At 68.8% G+C, this 25,355-nt stretch carries 22 protein-coding genes; 16 read left to right on the top strand and 6 right to left on the bottom strand.

Annotated elements, in window-relative coordinates; genetic code table 11:
• The first annotated feature begins 28 nt into the window (after window positions 1–28).
• The 9 genes from ACIBG5_RS30285 (at window position 29) to ACIBG5_RS30245 (ending at window position 8,968) form a co-directional block, all read left to right on the top strand.
• A complete protein-coding gene (locus ACIBG5_RS30285; protein WP_396394895.1) occupies window positions 29–1,390 on the top strand; it encodes a bifunctional folylpolyglutamate synthase/dihydrofolate synthase in 1,362 nt (453 codons plus the stop codon).
• Complete coding sequence (locus ACIBG5_RS30280; protein WP_396394894.1) at window positions 1,387–1,719, top strand: DUF4233 domain-containing protein; 333 nt, start codon at window positions 1,387–1,389, stop codon at window positions 1,717–1,719. Before ACIBG5_RS30285 ends, ACIBG5_RS30280 begins: the two co-directional genes overlap by 4 nt.
• Before the next feature lie 47 nt (window positions 1,720–1,766).
• Window positions 1,767–2,177, top strand: a complete 411-nt coding sequence (gene ndk / locus ACIBG5_RS30275; protein WP_360453807.1) for a nucleoside-diphosphate kinase — start codon at window positions 1,767–1,769, stop codon at window positions 2,175–2,177.
• Window positions 2,178–2,337: 160 nt separating this feature from the next.
• Window positions 2,338–3,354 (top strand): rod shape-determining protein, encoded by a 1,017-nt coding sequence (locus ACIBG5_RS30270; protein ID WP_131352455.1) that lies wholly within the window; start codon window positions 2,338–2,340, stop codon window positions 3,352–3,354.
• A gap of 20 nt (window positions 3,355–3,374) precedes the next feature.
• Entirely contained in the window at window positions 3,375–4,319 is a 945-nt protein-coding gene (gene mreC, locus ACIBG5_RS30265; RefSeq protein WP_396394893.1) for a rod shape-determining protein MreC, read from the top strand.
• 6 nt (window positions 4,320–4,325) lie between these two features.
• The gene (gene mreD, locus ACIBG5_RS30260) at window positions 4,326–4,859 is read left to right on the top strand and encodes a rod shape-determining protein MreD (RefSeq protein ID WP_396394892.1); all 534 of its coding nucleotides are present in this window, start codon (window positions 4,326–4,328) and stop codon (window positions 4,857–4,859) included.
• Window positions 4,856–6,910: a penicillin-binding protein 2 gene (gene mrdA / locus ACIBG5_RS30255; protein ID WP_396394891.1), complete on the top strand. Its 2,055-nt coding sequence runs from the start codon at window positions 4,856–4,858 to the stop codon at window positions 6,908–6,910. The genes mreD and mrdA overlap by 4 nt, the downstream gene beginning before the upstream one ends.
• Window positions 6,911–6,920: 10 nt before the next feature.
• Window positions 6,921–8,087, top strand: coding sequence for a rod shape-determining protein RodA (gene rodA, locus ACIBG5_RS30250; RefSeq protein ID WP_396394890.1), 1,167 nt, complete (start codon window positions 6,921–6,923; stop codon window positions 8,085–8,087).
• Between the two features lie 137 nt (window positions 8,088–8,224).
• Window positions 8,225–8,968, top strand: a complete 744-nt coding sequence (locus tag ACIBG5_RS30245; RefSeq protein WP_396394889.1) for a hypothetical protein — start codon at window positions 8,225–8,227, stop codon at window positions 8,966–8,968.
• 139 nt (window positions 8,969–9,107) lie between these two features.
• On the opposite strand, the gene ACIBG5_RS30240 is transcribed toward ACIBG5_RS30245, so the two are convergent.
• Window positions 9,108–9,656 carry a hypothetical protein gene (locus tag ACIBG5_RS30240; protein ID WP_396394888.1) on the bottom strand — a complete coding sequence of 183 codons (549 nt, stop codon included), beginning with the start codon at window positions 9,654–9,656 and terminating at the stop codon, window positions 9,108–9,110.
• Between the two features lie 264 nt (window positions 9,657–9,920).
• Here ACIBG5_RS30240 and ACIBG5_RS30235 point away from each other — a divergent pair, with 264 nt between their 5' ends.
• The 5 genes from ACIBG5_RS30235 to ACIBG5_RS30215 all read left to right on the top strand — a co-directional run bounded on the left by ACIBG5_RS30235 (window position 9,921) and on the right by ACIBG5_RS30215 (window position 15,646).
• Window positions 9,921–12,272 carry a M43 family zinc metalloprotease gene (locus ACIBG5_RS30235; RefSeq protein WP_396394887.1) on the top strand — a complete coding sequence of 784 codons (2,352 nt, stop codon included), beginning with the start codon at window positions 9,921–9,923 and terminating at the stop codon, window positions 12,270–12,272.
• 134 nt (window positions 12,273–12,406) lie between these two features.
• The gene (locus ACIBG5_RS30230) at window positions 12,407–12,559 is read left to right on the top strand and encodes a hypothetical protein (RefSeq protein WP_396394886.1); all 153 of its coding nucleotides are present in this window, start codon (window positions 12,407–12,409) and stop codon (window positions 12,557–12,559) included.
• Window position 12,560: 1 nt separating this feature from the next.
• Window positions 12,561–13,883, top strand: coding sequence for a M20/M25/M40 family metallo-hydrolase (locus tag ACIBG5_RS30225; RefSeq protein ID WP_396394885.1), 1,323 nt, complete (start codon window positions 12,561–12,563; stop codon window positions 13,881–13,883).
• A gap of 5 nt (window positions 13,884–13,888) precedes the next feature.
• Window positions 13,889–15,223, top strand: a complete 1,335-nt coding sequence (locus ACIBG5_RS30220) for an HAD-IA family hydrolase (RefSeq protein WP_396394883.1) — start codon at window positions 13,889–13,891, stop codon at window positions 15,221–15,223.
• Window positions 15,224–15,268: 45 nt separating this feature from the next.
• On the top strand, window positions 15,269–15,646 hold the full coding sequence (locus tag ACIBG5_RS30215; RefSeq protein ID WP_396394882.1) for a hypothetical protein: 378 nt from the start codon (window positions 15,269–15,271) through the stop codon (window positions 15,644–15,646).
• A gap of 37 nt (window positions 15,647–15,683) precedes the next feature.
• Here the strand turns inward: ACIBG5_RS30215 and ACIBG5_RS30210 are convergent, their stop codons facing one another.
• Window positions 15,684–16,427 carry an alpha/beta fold hydrolase gene (locus tag ACIBG5_RS30210; protein ID WP_396394881.1) on the bottom strand — a complete coding sequence of 248 codons (744 nt, stop codon included), beginning with the start codon at window positions 16,425–16,427 and terminating at the stop codon, window positions 15,684–15,686.
• Window positions 16,428–16,521: 94 nt separating this feature from the next.
• A complete protein-coding gene (locus ACIBG5_RS30205; protein ID WP_396394880.1) occupies window positions 16,522–16,932 on the bottom strand; it encodes a DUF2000 domain-containing protein in 411 nt (136 codons plus the stop codon).
• Window positions 16,933–17,011: 79 nt separating this feature from the next.
• On the opposite strand from ACIBG5_RS30205, the gene ACIBG5_RS30200 reads away from it, so the two are divergent.
• The gene (locus ACIBG5_RS30200; RefSeq protein ID WP_396394879.1) at window positions 17,012–17,470 is read left to right on the top strand and encodes an Lrp/AsnC family transcriptional regulator; all 459 of its coding nucleotides are present in this window, start codon (window positions 17,012–17,014) and stop codon (window positions 17,468–17,470) included.
• On the opposite strand, the gene ACIBG5_RS30195 is transcribed toward ACIBG5_RS30200, so the two are convergent.
• Entirely contained in the window at window positions 17,467–19,398 is a 1,932-nt protein-coding gene (locus ACIBG5_RS30195) for a TIGR03960 family B12-binding radical SAM protein (RefSeq protein WP_396394878.1), read from the bottom strand. The two genes, ACIBG5_RS30200 and ACIBG5_RS30195, sit on opposite strands and share 4 nt — an antisense overlap.
• Before the next feature lie 53 nt (window positions 19,399–19,451).
• Entirely contained in the window at window positions 19,452–20,453 is a 1,002-nt protein-coding gene (locus ACIBG5_RS30190) for a LacI family DNA-binding transcriptional regulator (protein WP_396394876.1), read from the bottom strand.
• A gap of 187 nt (window positions 20,454–20,640) precedes the next feature.
• On the opposite strand from ACIBG5_RS30190, the gene ACIBG5_RS30185 reads away from it, so the two are divergent.
• Window positions 20,641–24,204 carry an alpha-glucuronidase family glycosyl hydrolase gene (locus ACIBG5_RS30185; protein ID WP_396394875.1) on the top strand — a complete coding sequence of 1,188 codons (3,564 nt, stop codon included), beginning with the start codon at window positions 20,641–20,643 and terminating at the stop codon, window positions 24,202–24,204.
• A gap of 151 nt (window positions 24,205–24,355) precedes the next feature.
• On the opposite strand, the gene ACIBG5_RS30180 is transcribed toward ACIBG5_RS30185, so the two are convergent.
• Window positions 24,356–25,348 carry a GNAT family N-acetyltransferase gene (locus ACIBG5_RS30180; protein ID WP_396394874.1) on the bottom strand — a complete coding sequence of 331 codons (993 nt, stop codon included), beginning with the start codon at window positions 25,346–25,348 and terminating at the stop codon, window positions 24,356–24,358.
• Window positions 25,349–25,355 lie beyond the last annotated feature (7 nt).

Here is a 25,355-nt window from a genome sequence, read left to right as displayed (position 1 = left end):
CACAGGGCTCACTAGACTCGGTCTCCTGATGAGCGACCTCACCTACGCCGATGTGTCGGCACGACTCCAGCAGCGCTGGCCGGAGCACAAGATCGAGCCCACGCTGGACCGGGTCCAGCGGCTCGTCGAGCTGCTCGGCGACCCGCAGAAGTCCTACCCCGTCGTGCACCTGACCGGGACCAACGGCAAGACCTCCACCGCGCGGATGATCGACACCCTGCTCCGCGAGGCGGGGCTGCGGACCGGCCGGTTCACCAGTCCGCACCTGGAGTCCGTCCGGGAGCGCATCACGCTGGACGGCGAGCCGATCAGCGAGGAGCGCTTCACCGAGGCGTACGCCGAGATCGCGCCGTACCTGGACGTGGTCGACGCCGAGCAGGAGCACCCGCTGTCGTTCTTCGAGGTGATGACCGCGATGGCGTTCGCGGTGTTCGCCGACGCCCCGGTCGACGTGGCCGTGATCGAGGTCGGCCTGGGCGGCACCTGGGACTCGACCAACGTCGCCGACGGGACCGTCTCGGTGATCACCCCGGTCGCGGTCGACCACGCGCACATCCTCGGCGCGGATCCGGTCACCATCGCCCGGGACAAGGCGGGCATCATCAAGCCCGGCGGTACGACGGTGATGTCGCAGCAGAGCCTGGAGGTCTTCGAGGTGCTGCTGACCAAGGCCGCCGAGGTCGGTTCGCAGGTCGCCCGGGAGGGGATCGAGTTCGGCCTCACCAGCCGTTCGCTCGCGGTCGGCGGGCAGGTGATCTCGATCAAGGGACTCGGCGGTGAGTACGAGGAGATCTTCGTCCCGCTGCACGGTGAGTACCAGGCGCACAACGCGGCCACGGCGGTCGCTGCCGTCGAGGCGCTGCTCGGCGCCGGGCCGGAGCACGAGGACCGCGTCACCACCGAACTGCTGCAGGCCGGCTTCGCACAGGTCACCAGCCCGGGCCGGATGGAGGTCGTCCGGACCAGCCCGACGATCATCGTCGACGCCGCGCACAACCCGCACGGCGCCGAGGCGACCGCGGCCACCGTCTCCGAGGCGTTCGCGTTCCAGCCGCTGATCGGCGTACTGGGCTGCATGAAGGACAAGGACGTGTACGGCCTGCTGGAGGCGTACGAACCGATCATGGAGACGGTCGTGTGCACCCGGAACAGCTTCGTCGAGCGCTCGATGCCGGCCGAGGAACTGGGTGAGTTGGCGATCGAGGTGTTCGGTGAGGACCGGGTGCTGGTCCGGCCGCACCTGATCGACGCGATCGACGACGCGATCCGGCTGGCCGAGGAGAACGCGATCGCCATGGGGACCGGCGGCGTACTGATCACCGGGTCTGTCATCACCGCGGGCGAGGCGCGCACTCTGCTGGTCCGCAAGCCGAAGCAGGCCGACCAATGAGGTCCCTCGCCTCGATCGTGCTCGGGTTCGAGTCGCTGGTGCTGGCGCTGGCCACGCCGGTGATGATCTCCGTCGCCGACGTCCGGCCCGCGGTGGCCCTGTCCGTCTGTCTGGGGCTGGCCGTCCTCGCGATCGTCGCGGCCGGGCTGCTGCGCCACCAGGTGGGCTACATCCTCGGCTCGGTGGTCCAGGTCGGCGCAATCGGCCTCGGCTTCGTCGTACCGGTGATGTTCGTGCTCGGACTGGCGTTCGCGGGCTTCTGGGTGGCGGCGTTCGTGCTCGGCCGCCGGATCGACGAAGCGAAAGCCCAGCAGGCGCAGCAGGGGTAAAACGGCTAGGCTCAGCGGCCCGAACTACTTCGAGAGAGAGTTGACAGATGTCGCAGCGCACCCTGGTCCTGCTGAAGCCCGACACGGTTCGCCGTGGCCTGGTGGGCGAGATCCTCGGCCGGTTCGAGGCCAAGGGGCTCCGGATCGTCGCGATGGACCAGCGCACGATCGACGGCGAGCAGGCGGACCAGCACTACGCCGAGCACGTCGAGCGCGACTTCTACCCGCCCCTGCGGGACTTCGTCACCAGCGGCCCGCTGGTCGCCCTGGTCCTCGAGGGTGACGAGGCGGTCGAGGTCGTCCGCCTCCTCAACGGCGCCACCGACGGCCGCAAGGCCGCCCCCGGCACCATCCGCGGCGACTTCTCACTCTCCAACCGCGAGAACCTCGTCCACGGCTCGGACTCGCCCGAATCGGCCGAGCGCGAGATCAAGATCTGGTTCCCCGACCTACCCTGAGTGACACTGGGGGCAGGGGCGGAGGCCGCTGCCGACTGCTTGTGCAGGAATGGATACGATACGTGCCTGGGCGGACGGAACGTGTCGGTCCATGGGGTGAGCGCGGGCGGCGTTTAGCCTGATCGGGGACCGAGTGGGAGGTGCCGCGGTGGCGAACAGCATGCTCGGCCGCGACATGGCGGTCGATTTGGGTACGGCGAACACTCTGGTCTACGTCCGCGGACGCGGCGTGGTGCTGAACGAGCCATCGGTGGTGGCGACGCGGACCGACGAACCGCGCGAGGCGGTCGCGTTCGGGCACGAGGCGAAGAAGATGATCGGCCGGACCCCCGGCAACATCACCGCGATCCGGCCGCTCAAGGACGGCGTCATCGCCGACTTCGACGCCGCCGAACAGATGCTGCGGTACTTCATCCAGCGCGTGCACCGGCGCCGGTACTTCGCGAAGCCGCGGATCGTGGTCTGCGTGCCGTCCGGGATCACCGCGGTCGAGCAGCGCGCGGTCCGCGACGCCGGGTACATGGCCGGAGCCCGCAAGGTCTACATCATCGAGGAGCCGATGGCGGCCGCGCTCGGCTCCAACCTCGAGGTCCGCGACGCCACCGGCAACATGGTCGTCGACATCGGCGGCGGTACGACGGAGGTCGCGGTCATCTCGTTCGGCGGCATCGTCACCAGCCAGTCGATCCGGGTCGCCGGCGACGCGATCGACAAGGCGGTCGTGAACTACTGCAAGAAGGAGTACTCGCTGCTGCTCGGCGAGGCCACCTCCGAGCAGATCAAGATGACGATCGGATCGGCGTTCCCGACCACGGACGGTCCGGACAGCGAGATCCGCGGCCGGGACATGGTCTCCGGCCTGCCGCGGACCGTGAAGGTCTCGTCCTCGAACATCCGGCAGGCGATCGAGGAGCCGATCACCGCGATCGTCGACGCGGTCAAGGCCACCCTGGACAAGACCCCGCCGGAGCTGGCCGGCGACATCGTCGACCGCGGCATCGTGCTGACCGGCGGCGGTGCGCTGCTGAAGGGGATGGACGAGCGGCTGCGGCACGAGACCGGCATCCCGATCCACGTCGCCGAGAACCCACTGGACGCCGTCGTGCTCGGCGCCGGCAAGTGCGTCGACAACATCGAGACCCTGAACCGCATCCTGGTCACCGACAACCGGCGCTGACGCCCGAGGGACGCTGACCCATGCTCAAAGACCTCGGCACCCCCGCCAGGGGCCTGGTTCGTTCGGCCGGTATGCCGCGGGAGATCCGCCGGCGCCGGACCGTACTGGTCCTGGTCATCCTGGCCTGCTTCACGCTGATGGTGCTCGATGCCCGGCGCTCGGCCGGTTCCCCGGTGGAGCCGTTGCGGGAGGCCGCGGCAGGCGTGTTCGGTCCGCTCGAGTCGACCGCCAGCTCGGCCCGGCAGCCTGTGGACAACCTCCGCGACCGGTTCGCCGAAATGGATAGGTTGAGGGACGAGAACGAAAAACTGAAGAAGGACAACGAGTCGCTCACCCGGGACCTGAACTCCTCCGACTACGCCCGCAACCGGGCCGCCGAGCTGGACAAACTGCTCAAGCTCGCGCCCGCGTTCACCATGACACCTGCCCGGGTGATCGGGATCGGCAGCGCCCAGAGCTTCAACCACACGGTCACGATCGACGCCGGTACGGCGGATGGCGTGCACGTCGACATGACCGTGCTGAACGGGAACGGTCTGGTCGGAAGGGTGGTGCGGACCACCCAGGCGACCGCGACCGTGCTGCTGATCGGCGACCGGAAGTCGACCGTGGGCGGCCGGCTGAACGCCTCGATGGCGCTCGGCTTCGTCTCCGGCCGCGGCGACGTCGCGGGCCTGCTCGACTACCACCTCGTCGACCTGAAGGCGCGGCCCAAGGCGGGGGACAAGATCGTCACCTGGGGCTCCAGCGACAACGCGCCGTACGTGCCGGGGGTGCCGATCGGCATCGTCACCTCGGTGACGGAGACCGAGGGCGCCCTCGGGTCCACCGCGACGATCAGGCCGTACGTCGATCCGACCCGGATCGACACGGTCGGCGTGGTGACCGGACCACCGGCCCGGCCGCCGCGCGCCCAGCTCAAACCAACGCCTTCGCCGAAGGTGTCGACCACAGAGGGAAGGTGAACTGACGTGATCGCACTGCGCATCGGGTTGGCCGCCCTGTTCCTGATGGTGGCCGTCACCGTGCAGACCTCTGTGCTGACGAACATCGCGGTCGCCGGCGTGACCTGCGACCTCGTGCTGATCGTGGTGATCGCGCTCGCTCTGTCCCGCGGGCCGGAGTGGGGAGCGATCGCCGGGTTCGCCGGTGGTCTGCTGCTCGACGTCGTACCTCCCGCTGATCACACCGCCGGGCGGTGGGCGCTGGCGCTCGCGATCGCCGGGTACCTGGCCGGTCTGATCCGTCGCGAGACGTCGACCGGCCCGGTCGGTCCGCTGGGGGTCGCGCTGACCGTGGTGCTGGGCACTGCCGTGTCGCTGTTCATCTACTGTGCAACCGGCTCGCTGCTGCACGATCCGTCGGTCGACTGGGGCGAGTTCGGTGTCCGCCTCGGCATCGCCGCCGGGTACGACGTCGTCGGCGCGATCGTCGTCATCCCCCTGGTCATGTGGATCCTGGGCCGCGTGCTCCCCGCCCGCGAGCGCCGCCGGGTTCTGCCATGAGCTTCGACGGCTTCGAGGCACCGCTGAAGGCCCGGTTGCGGTTGTTCGTGATCGGCGTGCTGGTCTTCTCCTTGCTGTGCACGTTGTTCGCCCGGCTCTGGTACATGCAGGTGATGTCCAACGACGACTACACCCAGGCCGCCACGCAGAACCACACCCGTCAGGTCCTGGTGCCGGCGCCGCGCGGCACGATCGTGGACGCCGCCGGCCGCACTCTGGTCGGCAACCGCGTCTCGCTGGTGATCACGGTCGACCGGTCGGTGCTGGCGAAGCTGCCGGACAGCCAGCAGAACGCGGTGCTCGCCCGCCTGGCGAAGGTGCTCCGCCAGAAGCCGAAGGACCTCAAGGCGCGCACGATGCTCTGCGGTGAGCCTGGCGCGTCGAAACCACCCGCCTGCTGGAACGGCACGCCGTACCAGCCGATCCCGGTGGCGAAGGACGTCAGCGAGCAGGTCGCGATCGAGGTGATGGAGCGCCGCGAGGACTTCCCCGGCGTCGCCGCCGAGTCGCAGACCCTGCGCGCCTACCCCGAGCCGTACAAGGTGAACGCGGCCCACCTCCTCGGTTACCTGTCGCCGATCACCACCGAGGAGCTGGAGGCTCTGGACAAGGCCGGTCAGGACTCGGTCCCGCACCGGTCGGACCTCGTCGGCCGGGCCGGCGTCGAGCGCACCTACGACAATCTCCTGCGCGGCACCCCTGGCGTCAAGGACGTCATCGTCGACGCGGTCGGGTACACGACCGGCATCCAGAAGCAGACCGCGCCGGTCCCGGGCGCCACGCTGGTGACCAGCATCGACGCGCGGATCCAGGCCTCTGTCGAGACCCAGCTCAAGAGCGCGATCATGACCGCGCGCAAGCAGACCGACCCGGTCACCAAGCGCAAGTACGTCGCCGACTCCGGTGCCGCGGTCGTGCTGGACACCAAGACCGGCCGGGTCGTCGCGATGGCCAGCTACCCGACCTACGACCCGGGTGTCTGGGTCGGCGGCATCACCCAGCGCGAGCTGGACGCGCTGTACTCGACGAAGTCCGGCACCCCGCTGGTCTCCCGCGCCCTGCAGGGTCAGCTCGCACCGGGGTCGACGTTCAAGCCGATCACCACCGCCGCCGCGATGGGCGCCGGGTACAGCCCGAAGACCCGGCTCGACTGCTCCTCGTACTTCGAGGTCGGCAACCGCCGGTTCAAGAACTACGAGTCCGCGTCGTACGGGATGATCGGCTTCGACCAGGCGCTGGCGCTGTCCTGCGACACGTTCTTCTACCGGATCGCCTATGCGCTCTGGCAGAAGGAGGGCGGCAACTCCACCGACGTGAACACCCACGACCCGCTGGTGGAGATGGCGAAGAAGTTCGGCCTCGGTACGCCGACCGGCGTCGACCTGCCCGGTGAGGTCAGCGGCCGGATCGCCGACCGCAAGTGGAAGAAGGAGTACTACGACTCGCAGAAGGACTACTACTGCAAGCTGGCGCAGAACCCGCCGGCCGGGACGTCGGCGTTCCTGAAGCAGTTCTCCCGCGAGTTCTGCGTCGATGGCTACAAGTACCGTGCCGGTGACGCGGTGAACTTCGCCATCGGCCAGGGCGACACCACCCTCACGCCACTGCAGCTGGCCTCGGTCTACGCGGCGCTGTCCAACGGCGGCACGCTGTACGAGCCGCGGGTGGTGCAGTCGTGGATCGGTGCGAACGGCAAGAAGCACGAGATCAAGCCCACGGTGAAGGCGAAGCTGCCGGTGCCGTCGTCGACCCTGCGCTACATCGACAAGGCCCTCCAGGAGACGGTCAAGTCCGGTACGGCGGCCTGGAAGTTCAACGGGTTCCCGGTCGACCAGATCCCGGTCCGGGCCAAGACCGGTACGGCTGAGGTCTACGGCAAGCAGACGACCTCGTGGCTCGCGTCGTACACGGATCGGTATGCCGTGGTGATGATGCTGAGCCAGGCCGGTACGGGTTCGGGCGCCGGTGGTGACGCGGTCCGCAAGATCTACGAGACCGTCTACAACATCAAGCCGGCCCCGCCGGCCGGCCAGCAGACCCCGGGTCAGTGAGGGCCTCGACATGGCACTGCTGAGCCCGATCCGGACCCGGCCGCGGATGGACCGCCGGTCGACGGTGTGGCAGGTGGACTGGATCCTTGTCCTCGGTGTCGTCGCGCTGTCGGCGATCGGCGCCGTACTGATCTGGTCCGCGACGCACGCCCGTACCTCGCTGACCGACGGCAACCAGTACGCGTTCCTCGCCCGGCATGCGCTGAACTTCGCCATCGGCCTGGTGCTTGCGGTCGGCGCCGCTGTCACCGACCATCGCCGAGTCCGCATCCTCGCCCCGGTCCTGTACGCCGCCTCGATCGTCGGGCTGATCCTGGTCCTGGTGCCCGGGGTCGGCGCGGTGATCAACGGCTCGCGGTCATGGATCCAGCTGCCGTGGATGTCGATCCAGCCGAGCGAGTTCGCCAAGCTCGCGGTGATCGTCGGAATGGCCCTGCTGATCGCGGAGAAGGGCGAGACCGACCACAACGAGACCGCCCGGACCATCGACGTCGCGCAGGCGGTCGCGGTCGCCTGCATACCCGTGATCCTGGTCATGCTGCAGCCCGACCTCGGCACGGTGATGGTGCTGGGGGCGATCGTGTTCGGGATCATCGCGGTGTCCGGCGTACCGAAGCGCTGGATGCTCGGGCTGATCACCGCGGGCGTCGTGGTGGCCTCGGTGGCGATCAAGCTGCAGGTGCTGAAGGACTACCAGCTGGCCCGGTTCGTCGCGTTCGCGGACCCGTCGCAGGATCCGCAGGGCATCGGCTACAACGTCAACCAGGCCCGGATCGCGATCGGCAACGGCGGGGTCTTCGGCCAAGGGCTGTTCCACGGCAGCCAGACCCAGAACGCGTTCGTGCCCGAGCAGCACACCGACTTCGTCTTCACCGTGGCGGGGGAGGAGCTCGGCCTGATCGGGGCCGGTGCGATCATCGCGCTGTTCGCGCTGGTGCTGTTCCGCGGGCTGCGGATCGCGATCAACGCGCGGGACGCGTTCGGCCGGCTGGTGGCGACCGGCATCGTCTGCTGGTTCGCGTTCCAGGCGTTCGAGAACATCGGGATGACGCTCGGGATCATGCCGGTCACGGGTCTGCCGCTGCCGTTCGTCTCCTACGGCGGATCGTCGATGTTCGCCGGCCTGCTCGCGGTCGGGCTGCTGGAGAACATCCACCTCCGCTCGCACCGGTTCTGATCGACCCGCCCAGACACGACCCGCCCAGACACGACCTGACACGGCACCGACCGGGCTGACGCGTCAGGTACGCTGCTGCCTGCTCGGCCACCGGTGGGCGCGCTCGGCCCACGGTTCTGACAGGGTTTGGAAGGTCCATGACCAGGTTCGTGTCGCTCCCGCTTGCCCTCGCCGCTGCCCTCAGCCTGTCGCTCACCGCCTGCGGTGGAGACGACAAGAAGAACGCAGCAGCATCCTCGACTCCCGCCGGGACCACACCGGCACCGAGCGTGACTCCCTCGGCACCGAGTGGGAAACCGACCGGTCCGGTCACCCGCTCGTCCGCCGAGCTGACCCGGGCCCTGCTCGCGCTGAGCGACCTGCCGACCGGGTTCTCGCAGGAGAAGGAAGACCCCGAGGACACCTCGAAGCCGTTCTCGTCGCCGACGAGCAAGTGCAAGACGCTGGTGAAGTACCTCAACGCCACCAAGGCGCCTGGTGCGAAGACGAGCGTCACCCGCTCGTTCTCCGGCGGCCAGGAGGGTCCGTACATCGACTTCGGCCTGGACTCGATGGGTACGGCGGCGAAGGTCGCGGACCTGCGCGAGACCTACGAGGACGCGGTCTCGTCCTGCTCGAAGGTCTCGCTCAAGGTCGAGGGCGAGAGCAGCACGTCGATGAAGGTCGAGGAGATCTCCGCGCCGAAGGCCGGCACCGGCCCGTTCGCATTCCGCCTGACCGGCACGAGCGGCCCGAAGCGCGGCTTGGAGTACACGGCCGCGATCACCGGCGTGAAGGACGTCATCGTCTCGGTCGGCGTGCTGGCCGGACAGGGCTTGGAGTTCGAGGCCGCCACCGAAGCCGCCGTCACCAAAGCCCAGCAGGTCCTCAAAGCCAGCTGACCTGAGAGGCCGGCTGGCCGAGAGGCCGGCTGACCCGGAGAGGTCGACTGGCCGAGAGGCCGGCTGACCCGGAGAGGCCGGCTGGCCCGATGGCCGGCGGACCTGGATGCCGGCCGACTTGCAGGACCGGACGGCGCACTCAGCCGAAGGTCCAGGTCGGGTGGGCGGCCTCGAGGACGGACCGATGGCCTGACCACCTCGCCGAAGCGAGCGGAGTGACGTCGAGCAGCGTCGGGCGACCGGATTCGAGCCGGTAGCCCCACGTGAACGCGGCGACCGGGGCGACGGTGCGCGAGTGGATCACGTCGGGCACGACAACGAGGAAGGTGTCGGCGCGCCACGTGCCGTCCGGGTGGTCCGGATTGGCCGGGGCATCGAAGAACGTCGGCAGGTAGCCGTAGGCGTAGAACGGATCGGCCGGGTTGAGGTTCGGGGCGCGGTCGACCGAGATGTCGCCGTCGAAGTCCCGGGTGATCAGCTGGATCCAGCCCATGATCGCTTTGATGCCGGAGCCGTGGTACCGCAGACTCGCCGTACACAAAGGAAAGCCGCGGAACGCCTCGGCATTCAGGTCCGGCACGACGAGTTGATGGCCCGACGCCCACGGGTCGTCGTTGGGCACGATGCGGACCGAGATCAGGCCGCGGTGACCCCGGACGTCGAACGGGATGGACAGCTCTCGGCGCATGGTGTTCCCCTCTTGAGGCTTCAAGCAATTCTCCAACAAGCGCTGGGTTTCCGGTGGAGTTCACTACCCGGCGGGCGAAGGCTTGTGCGCGGGCGGTGAGGGGAGCAAGGTGAATCCAGAACAGAGACTTGGGGGCCGACTGTTCGGTGGGGGAAGGCGGGACAGACCGCCTTCGATCGGAGGGCGGGCTGGGGGAAGACCTTCTCGGTCCGGGATCGTGTGCGGTCCCGACCTGCTCGTGCGCCCCCGTTGGAAGGGGGAGAGATGCCGAGGAAGGCCAACGGTCGAGCGGGTAAGCACCGCGACGACGACTACCGGATGCCGGGCGAGGCAGCAGCCGGTCAGGGTGCCAACGGCCAGCCGGCGAGCGGAATGCCGATGACGGGTATGGACTCTGCGCCGGGTTCGGCGGGAGCCGGAGGCATGGGCAGTGGCGGATCGGCGGGCGGTGCCGGTATGAGCGGTGGCGGCCAGGCCGGTGGAGTGGGCATGAGCGGTGGCACCGGTGCACCCGGTGGCGCGGGCATGAGTGGTGGCGGTTCAGCCGGTGGTGCCGGTATGAGCGGCACGGACGGGCGGACCGAATCCCCGACTCGACGGCAGTGCGGTGTGATGGACGTGCACCGGCGGCTGCTGTCGACCTCACCCGAGTACGCCGCCGCCCGGTCGGCGATCGAGAACGCGACGTCGCTGTACGTCGCCGGTCCGCAGCGGTTCACCGGTATAGCGCGGATCCCGTGCGTGGTGCACGTGGTCTGGAACACCGCCGCGCAGAACATTTCGCAAGCCCAGGTCGACAGCCAGATCGACGTACTGAACCGGGACTTCCGGGCGACGAACTCCGACATCGGCATCGTTCCGGCCGCGTTCACCGGCCTGATCGCGGACTCCCGGATCGAGTTCTACCTCGCCACCGTGGACCCGAACGGCAACCCGACCACCGGTGTCACCCGGACCCAGACGAGTACGGCGTCCTTCGGCACCGACGACAAGGTGAAGAAGTCGTCGACCGGCGGCATCGACCCGTGGCCGACGGACCGGTACCTGAACATCTGGGTCTGCCAGCTCGGCGGCGGCCTGCTCGGGTACGCCCAGTTCCCGGGCGGCCCGGCGAACACCGACGGCGTGGTCATCCTGCACAGCGGGTTCGGCACCAACGGTACGGCGGCCGCACCGTTCGATCTGGGCCGGACCACGACCCACGAGGTCGGGCACTACCTGAACCTGTTCCACATCTGGGGCGACGACGGCAGTGGCTGCAGCGGCAGCGACGAGTGCGCCGACACCCCGAACGCGGCCGGCCCGAACTTCGGCGTACCGACGTTCCCGCACGTGACGTGCAGCAACGGTCCGAACGGGGATCTGTTCTACGACTACATGGACTACACCGACGACCGCGGCATGGTCATGTTCACCAACGACCAGGCCACCCGGATGGAAGCCTGCCTCGACACCGTCCGGATGAACCTGCCGGTCTATGCCGGCGCCTCCGGTACGCCGGAACCCGCCGGCTCGGTGGTGTCGTGGGGCGCGAACCGGCTGGACGCGTTCGTGCTCGGCACCGATCTGGCGATGTATCACAAGTGGTGGGACGGATCGTCCTGGGGACCGTCCGTCGCCGGTTACGAATACATGGGTGGTGTCTGCATGAGTGCTCCTGAAGTCGCGTCCTGGAGCCCGGACCGGCTGGACGCGTTCGTCCTCAGTACCGATCACGCGCTGCACCACAAGTGGTGGGACGGCTCGAACTGGGGACCGAGTGTCACCGGTTACGAGTACCTCGGCGGCGTCTGCATGAGCCCGCCGCGGTTGGCGACCTGGGGGCCGAACCGGCTGGATGCCTTCGTCCTCGGCACCGACCGCGCGCTCTACCACAAGTGGTGGGACGGCTCGAACTGGGGACCGAGTGTCACCGATTACGAGTATCTCGGCGGCGTCTGCATGAGCCCGCCCGAAGTCGTTGCCTGGGGCAGCGATCGGCTGGACGTGTTCGTGCTCGGCACCGACAACGCGGTCTACCACAAGTGGTGGGACGGCTCGAACTGGGGACCGTCGGCCACCAGCTACGAGTACCTCGGTGGTGTCTGCGCTTCACCGCCGCGGGTCGTCGCCTGGGGCGAGAACCGCCTGGACATGTTCGTCATCAGCACCGACTCGGCGCTGTACCACAAGTGGTGGGACGGCTCGGCCTGGTCGGGCTGGGAGTACATGGGCGGCGTCTGTATGACGGCCCCGACCGTGGTCTCGTGGGACGCGAACCGGCTGGACGTGTTCGTGCTCGGTACGGACTCCGCGCTATACCACAAGTGGTGGGACGGGTCCGCCTGGGGACCGTCGGTCACCGGCTACGAGTACATGGGCGGCCTGTGCACCGACGAGCCGCGCGTCGTCTCGTGGGCCCCGAACCGGCTCGACGTGTTCGTCACCGGCACCGACAAGCAGCTTTACCACAAGTGGTGGGACGGCTCGAACTGGGGACCGGGCGTCACCAGCTACGAGCCGCTCGGCGGCGTGATCAGCGACTTCCGGGTGACGGTCCCTTCGACCGTGCCCGAGTCGATGCCGCCGTCCGGAACGATGCCAGGGGCAACCATCGAACAGGCGGTGCTGCGCTGACCGGACACAGCAAGGGGCGGTGGACGCACTCGTTCGAGGAGGACCACGACGGGATCAGCGTCTACCGCCGGGACGACTTCGCCTTCCCGCCGGCCCGCGGCCGGCGGGGGGTGGAGTTCCGGCCGGACGGCACGATGGTGGAGTACGCGTTCGGCCGCGGCGACGCGCCCGAGCCCAGACCGGGCGGGCACTGGAGCGCCGACGGACTGATCACCCGCTCCGCCGGCGGGACCGCCCGGATCATCGCGGCCGAGCCCGATCGTCTCGAGATCATCTGGCAGGACTGACATGACCACTGCACCCGTGCGTTATCTCGTCGTACCGACCGTCGATGCCGCCGATGGCGCGCACTCGGCCCGGTTCGGCGACAAGACTCTCCTCTGGGTTCCGGCCGGCCAACGCCTCGGCCGGGCCTCCCGGACCGCACCCGGCCTGCTGCTCGTCACCCAGGTGGGCCGGAGTTTCCAGGACGACTACCCGGACGTCGCGCCGTTGCTCGACCACGGCCGGCACCTGGTGATCTCGTCCGCCGACAGACCGCGCCGCCGCTCCAACAACTGCTGGCGGATCGAACCACTCCGCGCCGGTACGACGGTTGTCGACAATCCGACGCCGGCTGCGGCGAGGGTGGATCCATCGATCGTGGACCTGGTCGCGCAACTGTCACCGGCGTCGTACCAGGACGATCTGACCTGGCTGGCGAGTCTGCCGACGCGGCACTCGCTGAGTACGTCGTTCACCACCGCGGTGGACTTCGCCGCCGCGAAAATGGTTGCCCTCGGCTACGGAGTGACCCGGACCCAGATCACGGTCGGCGCCGGACACTCGCAGAACCTGATCGGCGACCGGCCCGGCACCGGCGGTGGTGGCCTGGTCCTGATCACGGCACACCTCGACTCGATCAACATCGCCGGCGGGCCGGCCGCCACCGCACCCGGTGCGGACGACAACGGGAGTGGTTCCGCGGGCGTGCTCGAACTCGGCCGGTTGCTGTCGACCCGGTCCTGGCGGCACGACGTACGGCTGATCCTGTTCGGCGGTGAGGAGGAGGGGCTGTTCGGCAGCAAGCAGTACGTCGCCGCGCTGCCGCCGGCCGAACGAGCCCGGATCCGGGCCGTCCTCAACATGGACATGATCGCGAGCAAGAACACGGTCGTGCCGACAGTCCTGCTCGAAGGCGCTCCGGTTTCGTCGAGCCAGATCGCGGACCTGGCGACGGCGGCAGCGACGTACACCGGGCTGAAGGTCGAGACGTCGCTCAACCCGTTCGCGAGCGATCATGTGCCGTTCATCGACGCCGGGATCCCGGCGGTGTTGTCGATCGAGGGCGCGGACAGCGCGAACGGCCACATCCACTCGGCGAACGACACGCTCAACTTCCTGAACTGGTCGTTGGCGGCCGAGATCCTCCGCATGAACATCGCCGCCCTGGCCGGTTGGCTCGAACCCGCGACCACGCTCGCCCGGCCAAGACCAGCCGGTTCGGTGGTCTCATGGGGCCCGGGCCGGCTGGACGTCTTCGCGGTCGGCATGGACTCCGCCCTGCACCACAAGGCTTTCGACGGCACCTGGCACGACTTCGAGTCCCTAGGAGGCGTTGTCCTAAACTGACGCCCGTGTGGAGCCCGAACGCGCGTGATCTAGGTGGACTGCCGACGAGGTACGGCGTTGCGACTCGCGAGCGGGCAGTGTTCCGGTCGGAGTCACCCGACGATCTGGACTCCGCGGGCCGGAGCGCGTTGGACTCGGTCGGAGCCGGCTTGGTCCTCGACGTGCGCAGCGACCGCGAGCTGACGAGACCACATCCGCTCGACGGCACCCCGGCGTACCGGCGGATCCCCTGGATCGACCCGGTCGCCGATGAGTCGCGGAATCCGGCCGCTGAGTCGCGGCTCGTCGATGTCTACTCCAACGGCCTGAGTCGCAACTCCGCCCACATCGGCAAGATCTTCCGGGCGGTCGCGGATGCCCCGGCGGACCGACCGGTGGTCGTGCACTGCCAGGCGGGCAAGGATCGCACCGGACAGCTCGCCGCGCTGCTGCTCGAGCTGGTCGGCGTACCTCGCGACGTGATCGCCGAGGACTACGCCATCAGTGAGGTCCTGCTGGGCCTGCAGGACGGTCCTGAGCGGTCGCGGACCAGGCCGGAGACCATTCTCGGATCACTCGACCACCTTGACTCCCGCCTCGGCGGCATCCGTGCGTACCTCTCCGGCCTCGGGTTGAGCCAGCTGCAGATTCACCGCCTGGCGGCGCGCCTCGTGCCGGTCGGCGTGCGCGCCGTGGTGTTCGACTTCGACGGTCTGCTGATGGACACCGAGTCCACGTCGGTGCAGAGCTGGCAGGCCGAATGGGCGCACCACGGGCTCGAGCTGGATCTCGAGGACTTCTGGCCGGGCCACGGTGGCGACACCTCCGAGACCCGGTACGCGCTGCTCGCCGCGGCCGTCGGCGCCGGATTCGACCGGGAGGCCAGTCACGCCCGGAGGATGGCGCATCGCGAGCGGATGCACTCCGAGCTCGACTTCCGGCCGGGGATCCTCGACTGGGTGACGACGGCGCGCGAGTTCGGCCTGCGGGTCGGGATCGCCAGCAGCTCACCGAGCCCGTGGGTGCGCGGTCATCTGGAGCGGGTCGGAGCGATCGACCTCTTCGACCTGATCGTCACCGGAGACGAGGTCAGCACCCACAAGCCCGATCCGGCGATCTACGAGCTGGCCCTGCGGCGCCTCGGCGTACCGGGGGCGGAAGCGATCGCGGTCGAGGACACCGCGCATGGTGTCGCGGCGGCGCAGCTGGCCGGCATGTTCGCGGTCGCCATCCCCAACCCGTACGTCACGCCGGCCGCGGTCTCGGCTGCGGACCTCGTTCTGAGCAGCGCTGACCAACTCCTGCTCAGTGAGCTGCTTCTTTCAGCGGCGTCGAAAGGGTCGACCTCGGTAACCGAGTGACCTAGTCTGCTGACCCTCTGTAATTTCCAACCGGAGGGAACGCAGATGCGGAAGCTTCTTGGTGCTGCCGTGATGTCGGGGGCGGTTGTGGCGGGTCTGATGGCCGGGACGCCGGCCCAAGCATCGACCACTGGGACGCAGGCCTGCGACCTGGTGACCGCGCCGAGCGTCGGCTACAGCGCGCTGATGCTGTACGTCGCCGTCGGCCTGGAGGGTTGTTCGACCAGCGTCACTGAGGTCAGGGTCGAGTTGCAGAAGGGCCCGAGCGCGTCCGGACCGTTCACCACGGTCGCCGAGACGTACGCGTACTCCGGCGGAGGCGCCTGGTTCGACGAGGGCACCGGCTGCGGCTACTACGTCGGTGTCGCCCATTGGCAGGACCAGACCGAGACATCGCCCAACCCGGCGTACTACTGCAACTGAATCCAGCGGCGCCTGGGCTCGGCGACGAGCCCAGGCGTCAGGTCAGGTGCGTCAGCAGCAGCGGATTGATGACCTCCGGGTGGGAGTAGGTCACCAGGTGGGCCGCGTTCTGGATGATTTCGAGGTGCGCGCCGGGGATCTGACCGGCCAGGGGTACGACGGTCTCCGGCGGGATCGAGGTGTCCGACTCGGCGGTGACGAGGAGCACCGGCGCGGTGATGTCCGACAGGCCGGGGACCAGGTTGGTGCTGCCGAGTGCCTCGCAGCAGGCGGCGTACCCCTCGTCAGGACTGTCGAGCAGCATCTGGCGGACCGGAGCAGTCGCGGTGAACTCCGGCAGGAACCAGCGGCTGAGCGTCGCGTCGGCGATCGCCTGGGTGCCTTCGGCACGGACCTGAGCCGCGCGGTCGGCCCACATCTGCTTGTTCTCGGCCGGGTTGGCCGGCGGGCAGATCAGCGCGAAGCGATTGAACCGGTCCGGCGCGTTCTGGGCCAGCCACAGCCCCACCGCGCCGCCGAGTGAGATACCGACGTACGACGCCTGCTCCACGAGGAGCGTGTTGAGCAGCTCGACCACGTCACCGCCGAGGTCGTCGATCGTGTACGGCCCGAGCGGTACGTCGGACCCGCCGTGGCCGCGGTGGTCGAAGGTCACCACCCGGAACCGCTGCGCCAGGACCTCGAGCTGCGGCGCCCACATCGCCTGCGTCGCCCCGAGCGACGATCCCAGCAGGACCACCGGCGCGTCGTCGGGACCCGTCACCTCGTAGTTGAGTCGCATGCCCCCACACTACGGACGCGACCGCACGATGCGACCTTGTGCGCGGGTCGACCACATCGGCGGGTCGTTAGTGGTTGCTCGGTGCTCAAGGTCGTCAGCGGTACAACGCCAGGGCACCGGTGAGTGAGTCGACGGTTTGGCGGGGGCCGAAGAGGGCGAGGCCGAGGTATTCGACGTCGTCGGGCTTGGTGCCGCTGAGCGTGGTGGACATCTGCTCGTAGGTCCGTGCCCGCTGGGCGATCTGGTGCATGTCGTGCACGGTGACGTCGTCCCGCGCGGCCGCCGCGGTCCGGAGGTCGTGCAGTTGCTCGGCGGAGGCCCGCAGTACCGGGATCGGGTAGGCGCACATGCCTGTGTGCGGGTTGCCGGCGGCATCCTCGGTGTCCGGGCCGACCACCTGATCGTGGTGGTGGCCGAGTCCGACGCCGAGCAGGGCAGCGGTGTTCAGGGCGACGCCGATCGGCGCCTCGGCCGCGATGACCACGACCATCTTGTTCGTCAGCACGGCGGCAAACCTAGCTTCGTGTGCGGCTGTTCGCGATCGGTTCCGAACGTCGTTCGGCAGATCTGCGAAACTGCCTGTCATGGACGAACTTGATACGGCGCTCCTGCGGATGCTGCAGAACGATGCCCGCCGGACCAACCGCGACATGGCGGCCGAGCTCGGCATCGCCCCGTCCACCTGCCTGGAGCGGATCCGCGGCCTGCGCGACCGCGGCGTGATCATCGGCTACCACGCCGAGGTCGACCTGAAGGCCATCGACCGCTCCACCCAGGCGATCATCTCGATCAAGCTCCGCCCACAGGCAATGGCCGTCGCCACCGCCTTCCAGGACTACGTGAACCAGTTGCCCGAGACCCTGGCGATGTTCATGGTCTCCGGCGGCTCCGACTTCCTTGCTCACGTCGCCGTCAAGGACACCCAGGCACTGCGTGACCTCGTCCTCGCTCTGGCCAAGCGCCAGGAGATCGCCGACATCCGCAGTTCGGTCGTCTTCGAGCATCACCGCCGTACGACGATCATGCCGCTAGCAGGACACTAGAGCACCGAGAGCGGTAGGAGCTTCTTGCCGGTTGGGCCGACCTGGATTTCGGTGCCCATCTGGGGGCAGACGCCGCAGTCGAAGCAGGGGGTCCAGCGGCAGTCCTCGACCTCGATCGCGCCGTCCTCCTCGAGCGAGTCCTGCCAGTCCTCCCACAGCCAGTCGCGGTCCAGGCCCGAGTCCAGGTGATCCCAGGGCAGGACTTCGGCGTACTCGCGCTCGCGGGTGGTGTACCAGGCGAGGTCGACCGGCTCGCCGGCCAGCGCCTTGTCGGCGGACTCGACCCAGCGGTCGTAGGAGAAGTGCTCGCTCCAACCGTCGAACCGGCCGCCGTCGCGCCAGACCTGCTCGATGATGCGGCCGACCCGGCGGTCGCCGCGGGACAGCAGGCCCTCGATGATGCCGGGCTTGCCGTCGTGGTACCGGAAGCCGATCGCCTTGGCGTAGCCCTTGTCGGAGCGGATCGCGGCGGCGAGCTTGGACAGCCGCGCGTCGGTCTCCTCGGCGCCTAGCTGCGAGGCCCACTGGAACGGCGTGTGCGGCTTTGGCACGAACCCGCCGATCGACACCGTGCACCGGATGTCGCGCCGGCCGGACACCTCGCGCCCGGTCGCGATCACCTTCTTGGCCAGGTCGGCGATCGCCAGCACGTCCTCGTCGGTCTCGGTCGGGAGGCCGCACATGAAGTACAGCTTCACCTGCCTCCAGCCGTGCCCGTACGCCGCTGCCACGGTACGGATCAGGTCCTCCTCGGTGACCATCTTGTTGATCACCTTGCGCATCCGGTCCGACCCGCCTTCCGGGGCGAACGTCAGGCCGCTGCGCCGGCCGTTGCGGGAGAACTCGTTGGCCAGCGTGATGTTGAACGCGTCGACCCTTGTCGAAGGCAACGAAAGCGAGACGTTGCTGCCCTCGTACCGGTCGCCGAGGCCCTTGGCCACGTCGGCGATCTCGCTGTGGTCTGCCGACGAGAGGCTGAGCAGCCCGACCTCCTCGAACCCGGACTGCTTCAGCCCGTTCTCGACCATGTCCCCGATCGTGGTGATGCTGCGCTCACGCACGGGCCGGGTGATCATGCCCGCCTGGCAGAACCGGCAGCCGCGGGTGCAGCCGCGGAAGATCTCCACCGAGTAACGCTCGTGCACGGTCTCGGCCAGCGGGACCAGCGGCTTCTTCGGGTACGGCCAGGCGTCCAGGTCCATCACGGTGTGCTTGGCCGTCCGCCACGGGACGCCCGGACGGTTCGGCGCGACGCGCTTGATCCGGCCGTCGGCGAGGTACTCGACCGTGAAGAACTTCGGGATGTAGACGCCACCGGAGGCGGCCAGGCGCATCAGCACCTCGTCGCGCCCGCCCGGGCTGCCCTCGTCCTTCCACTCCCGGATCACGTCCGAGATCGCCAGCACGATCTCCTCGCCGTCACCGAGTACGGCGGCGTCGATGAAGTCCGCGATCGGCTCCGGGTTGAACGCGGCGTGCCCGCCGGCCAGCACGATCGGGTCCTCGTCGGTCCGGTCCGCGGCGTACAGCGGGATCCCGGCCAGGTCGAGCGCGGTCAGCATGTTGGTGTAGCCGAGCTCGGTGGAGAACGACAGCCCGAACACATCGAAGGCCCGGACCGGGCGGTGGCTGTCCAGAGTGAACTGCGGGATGTCGTTGTCCCGCATCACCTTCTCCATGTCCGGCCAGACGGAGTACGTCCGCTCGGCCAGGATGTGGTCGCGCTCGTTCAGCACCTCGTAGAGGATCTGGACGCCCTGGTTGGGCAGGCCGACCTCGTAGGCGTCCGGGTACATCAGGGCCCACCGGACGCTGACCGAGTCCCAGTCCTTGCTGACCGAGTTCAGCTCGCCTCCGACGTACTGGATCGGCTTCTGCACGCTGGGCAGCAGCGCCTCCAGGCGCGGGAACAGGGATTCGACGCTCATCGAGTACTTCCGGTCGGGGTCAGAGCGCCTACCAGCCTAACGCCGGTGACCGGCTATCCCCGCATCGGAGCGGGACCCGTGCTGGGCCGGATGACGAGCCGGGCCTGGAGGGTCCGGGTACGACGGCCTTTGCGGCCCTGCAGGAAGGGGGAGAGCAGGCGCCACGCCTCCTGGCCGAACTCGGTCTGGGGCATCGCGATCGTGGTCAGGCCGGGGGAGGTGTAGCGGGCGTAGACGATGTCGTCGAAACCGGCCACGGACACCCGGTCAGGGACCGCGAACCCGAGCTCCTGCAGCCGGGCGAGTGCGCCGAGCGCGACCAGGTCGTTGAAGCCGATCAGGCAGGTGGCACCCGTGGCGAGGGCCTCGTCGGCGGCGGCGTGGCCGTCGTCCAGCATGGCGCCGGCAGGGATCCGGAGGAGTTTGGTCCGGCTCCGGATCGACGACTGCAAGGCTGACCAGCGATCGGTCTCCGCCGCGGCCTCGGCGGGACCGGCGAGGTAGCAGAGCCGGGTGTGACCGAGAGCGTCGAGATGACGGCAGAGCGCATCGACCGCCTCCTGACTGTCGACGGTGACCGAGGGGAACAGGCTGCGGGCCGGCTTGCGGTTGACCACCACGATCGGTTCGTCGAGCTCGGCCAGTCCGGCCAGGTCCGGCGTACTCATCCGGGGACCGCAGAGGATGAGGCCGTCGCTCTGGCGGGCGAGCTCGTGCAGGTGGCGGATCTCTTCGCCGGGCTGCTCGTTGGCGTCGGCGACCAGGGTGCGGTAGCCGGCCTTCTCGGCCTCGGCCGAGATGCCCTTGAGGATGGCGGCGAACAGTGGGTTGGCCAGGTCGGGGACCAAGACGCCGACGATGCCGGTCCGGCCGCGGGAGAGGTTCTGCGCGGTCCCGCTCGGGCGGTAGCCCAGCCGGGTGGCGACGTCGCGGACCCGGGTGACGATCTCCGGATCGACGGTGGGGGTGCCGTTCATGACCCTGGACACGGTCGACTTCGAGACGCCCGCAGCCGCCGCGACGCTCAGGATCGTCACCTGCCTGGTCCGGCGCACCCATCCTCCTCATGATCAGGAACCGGTTCCTGAAAACCTACCGCGCCAGCTGGGTATGGGACAGCTCCTGGCCCAGGAATCCTTGCCATGAAAGGTGTTTCATGATCCTCCACCCTTGACTGGGGCCGACGCCGAACCTACGGTCAGGAACCGGTTCCTGACCGCCCGCCCCGGAAGGACATCGAGCATGGAGTTCACGCGTCGACAGGTGTTGCTGACCGGCGGAGCACTCGTCGCCGCCGGCTTGATCGATCCGGCGATCGCGTCCGCCGCCACCGGTCTTCCCGACGAGGACGGCCGCGAGCTCTGGCTGCGCTATCGCAAGGCAGGCCCGTCCCGGCTGCCGGAGTACCGCCGTGCGTTCACTCATGTCGTGGCACCCAGCCACGACGTACTCGACTCGGCGGCAACTGAACTGGTCCAAGGACTTTCGGCCGTCACGGCGCGCGCAGTCCCTCGCCTCGCGGCACCGAAGCACGACGGCGCAGTCGTCATCGGCACGCCCAGCACCTCGGAGTACATCGCCGCGTCCGTCGACCGGGCCGAACTCCGCCGCCTCGGTCCCGAGGGGTACGTCGTTCGCACCCGCGGCAACGCCACCATCGTCGCGAGCGAGGGCGAGCGAGGCGTCCTGTACGGCGCCTTCCACCTCTTGCGACTGCTGCAGACCGAACGCCGCTTCACCCATCTGGACCTCCAGGAACGCCCGGTCAACACACTGCGTCTGGTCAATCACTGGGACAACCTCGACCGCAGTGTGGAACGCGGGTACGCCGGAGAGTCGATCTTCGAATGGGACAAGCTGCCCGAGACCGGGCCGCGGGATCTCGACTACGCACGGATCCTTGCATCGGTCGGACTCAACGGCACCGTGGTCAACAACGTCAACGCGGACCCGGCGTTCCTGTCGACCGAGATGCTGCCGAAGCTGGCCGGACTGGCGGCGGTGCTGCGGTCGTGGGGCGTCAGCCTCTACCTGTCCGCGAACTTCGCCGCCCCGATCGTGCTCGGCGGGCTGGCCACGGCCGATCCGTTCGACGACGGCGTGAAGGCCTGGTGGCGGGACAAGGCTCGTGAGATCTACGACGTGATCCCGGACCTCGGTGGTTTCCTGGTCAAGGCCGACTCTGAGGGGCAGCCCGGTCCGATCACGTACGGCCGGACCCATGCCGACGGCGCCAACCAGCTCGCCGAGGCCGTTCGCCCGTACGGCGGGATCGTGATGTGGCGGGCGTTCATCCACGACTTCGACCCGGTGACATGGGCGAGCAAGTCGTACCTGACGTTCCAGCCGCTCGACGGGCAGTTCGCGGCCAATGTCGTCGTACAGATCAAGAACGGGCCGATCGACTTCCAGGTGCGGGAGCCGGTGCATCCGCTGTTCGGTGCGATGCCACGGACGCGGACGATGGCCGAGTTGCAGATCACGCAGGAGTACACCGGGCAGTCGACGCATCTGTGCTACCTGGTGCCGGAGTGGAAGGAGGTCTACGGCTTCGACACCTACGCGGCCGGCCGCGGTACGACGGTTGCCCGCATCGTCGAGGGTGCGGCGGGGGTGATGAACTTCGGGTCGGATCGCAACTGGACCAGGCATCCACTGGCGGCGGCCAACACCCACGGGTATGCGCGGCTGGTGTGGAATCCCGCTCTCGCTGCGGAGGACGTCGCCGAGGAGTGGGTGCGGATGACGTTCGGGTCGGACGATCGGGTGGTCCGGACGCTGACCTCGATGCTGCTGGAGTCTCGCGAGATCTACGAGGACTACACCTCGCCGCTCGGGGTCGGGTTCATGATCGCCGGGGATCACTTCACGCCGAGCCCGGCGGGGAATGCGCCATGGAACAAGGCCGATCGCGAGGGGACCGGGTTCGACCGCACCGTGGCGACCGGCGTCGGTTTCACCGGGCTCTACCACCCGCCTGTGTCGCAGCAGTACGAGTCGCTGGCCGAGTGTCCCGATGAGCTGCTGCTGTTCTTGCACCACGTCTCGTACAGCCACCGCCTGCACTCCGGGAAGACGGTGATCCAGCACATCTACGACTCGCACTTCGACGGGATGGAGGACGCGGGTCGCCTCCGTACGGCGTGGCGATCGCTGCAGTCGCGGGTGGATCGGAGCCGCTTCGCCACGACGCTGGAGCGGTTCAACCAGCAGGTGCTGCAAGCCCGGCTGTGGCGGGACTCGATCGTCAGCTACTACTTCGAGGCCGGTCGAGTGCTCGACAAGTCGCGGTCCTGGGCGCAGTTACGGCAGGACGGCGACGGTTTGCTGCTGGGTGGCTGGCCCAATCTGCTGGCGCTGAGTGCCGGCAACGCGTCGCCTCGTTCGGTGGAGCTTTCCGCTCGGGTCGCCCCGGCGAGCGGCTGGACCAGCAGTGAGGGGACCGTTGCGCTGCCTCCGCGCGAGTTCGCGTCGTTCTCGGTGCCCGTCACTCCGCCGCTGACGCCGCAGATCGCGACGATTGATCTCGATGCCTCGGTTGGGAGTATGCCGGTGCTCGGGACGAGGACGCAGGTCCTGGTGGCACCGGTCGGGGCTCGGTGCCGGCTGGCGCTGGATGCGGGTGCGGCGTCGAGTCCGGTCCTCGCGGGCTACCAACGGTTGTCGCCTTCGGATCTGTGGGATGCGGGCAAAGGCTTCGGCTGGATCGGTACGGCGCCGCAGTCGCGCGATCGTGCTCGGCTCGACGTACTCCGGCGCGATTTCGTCAACGACACCGCTGCTCGGGTACTTCGGCTGAGCGTCCCGCCCGGCCAGTCGGATGCCTACCTGCTGATCGGTGACCCGAACGCGGACTGCTGGCCGACGTTCATCCGCTCCGACGGCAAGCTGCTGGCGCAGAGCGAGTTCCTGCTGGGCGGGCTGTATGGCTGGATTCGCGTGACCCTCGACGGTGGGTCGGCCGGGCGAGACGTCGACCTGGAGCTGAGCGGCGTACCCAATCAGCACTGGCATCTGGTCGCGTTGGTGATCCCGGACCTGGCAGCCGAGTTGCCGCCGCTGGTGGTGACAGACGTCGCGGCTCCTTCGCCGATGCTCTGCGGCCAGGAGAACACCGTGACGGTCACGCTGGCCAACACCACCGATGCACCCGTGGAGGCGACCGCCCGAGTGGCGGTCCCGGCCGGATGGACCTCCCAGGAGACCACTGCGTCCCTGGCGGCCGACACGATCGCGCAGCTCGCCGTGATCGTCGTCGCCGGCCCGGACCCCGCCGTGCTCGCGCTGGACGTCGAGGCCGCAGTGGGTGGTGAGGTGACCGACCGCAGCCGCACCGACGTGGTGTTGACAGCGCCACCAGGCGACACCGCGGTGCTGGCGCTGGATGCAGGGACGGATGCGAGTCCCTTGCAGCCTGGATATCAGCGTCTGTCCCAAGCATCGGCGTGGGACGCAACGGCCCGCTTCGGCTGGGTCGGCACGGGCCCGATGTCCCGCGATCGTGCCGTCCTCGACGACCTTCGACGCGATTTCGTCAACGACACGAGTCCCCGGGTCCTCCGGATCGCAGTGCCGGAGGGCGAGCACGACATCTGGCTCCTCGTCGGCGACGCCACCCAACCCTCCGATCCGACGTACGTCGGATCGGGCTCCACCCGGCTGGCGGCCAGCCCGACGCTCGGCACCGGCGAGTTCACCTGGCTGAACTTCACTGTGCCAGGTGGCGTGACCGATCTCGAACTGTCGGGCGACGCGGCCAAGCACTGGCGCCTGAACGCCCTGGTGATCAGCCGCCGTCGGGCATGAGGTGGTCGCAGATTGCGGACCGCCAGGCCATCACAATGGCTCGGACCAGGACGTCCAGCGGCTGAAGCGACGTCGCTGCCGCCCATTGTGATGGCCTGCAGGTCCGCACATCTCGGGCCATCCGCCGCTGTCAACTCCCGGCCGAGTTCAGCTAGAGCCGGCGTTCCCAGGCGGTTCGCTGGGCGGTGGGGCGGAAGCCCAGTTTCTCGTTGACGGTGATCATCGGGGTGTTCTCCGGGGCGTTCCAGGTGTGCAGGACGGCCGGGTGGGTCAGGCGAGACTGGAGGGAGCGGAGGTTGGGGAGTTTGACGGCGATGCCAAGGCGGCGGCCGCGGTGCGGCGGGTGGACGTACGTGTCGTACTGGCTGAGGCGGTCGGGTCGCTCGGGCGTGCCGCCCATCTGGGTGTACGCCGCCAACGCGCCTGAGTCGGTGTGGACGGCGGCAGTGGTGTAGGTGAAGCGGCCTTGAGCTACGCGGCGGGCCTCGGCCTCGCGGACGAGCTCGGGCGTCCACCGGGTCGCCTCGACCGTACGGTCGCCGTGCGGTACGTCGGCGTACATCCCGCTGATCAGCTCGGCGAACTGCTCGAGCCACTCGTCAGGCGTGTGCTCACCCCATTGCACGATCTCGTAACCGGGGACCGGCCGCTCCACCGAGGCCAACTGCGCCTCGGACAGCGGCAGCTCGAGGACCTGGTGCAGCTCCGCGTGCTTGCGGACGAACCCGCGCGCCGAGGCGAACGCCGTACCAGGGCTCTCACCGGTCACCGGATCGCCGGCCACGTTGATCCCGGTCAGCATCCGCCGGCCTTCGGCCTGGGCCCGTTCGATCACTGCCTCCAACAGGCGCGACGCGACCCCGCGCCGCCGGTACGCCGGATCGACCGCGAACTCCACGTCGACCGTGTCGGTGTTGTCGAGCAGCCACCAGTCGAGCCACGCGATCCCCAGCCAGGCGTCACCGTCCACCAGCGCCAGGCCGTCCGCCCGGAGGTCGGAGTGGTCGCCGGTCATCAGGACCCGGGCCTCCTCCATCCCGAGACCCACGGGGAACTCGAGCTCCTCGCGGCGTACGGCGTCCTTCACCGCGAAGAACTGCTTGAAGATGTCTGGGTCCCGGCCGTCGACCGTCACGATGCGCACCTGGGAA

The organism is Kribbella sp. NPDC050241 (genome assembly GCF_044459685.1).
Taxonomy (GTDB): domain Bacteria; phylum Actinomycetota; class Actinomycetes; order Propionibacteriales; family Kribbellaceae; genus Kribbella.
The sequence above is the reverse complement of the archived record's forward strand: the minus strand, read 5'-3'. Positions and strand labels throughout refer to the sequence as shown.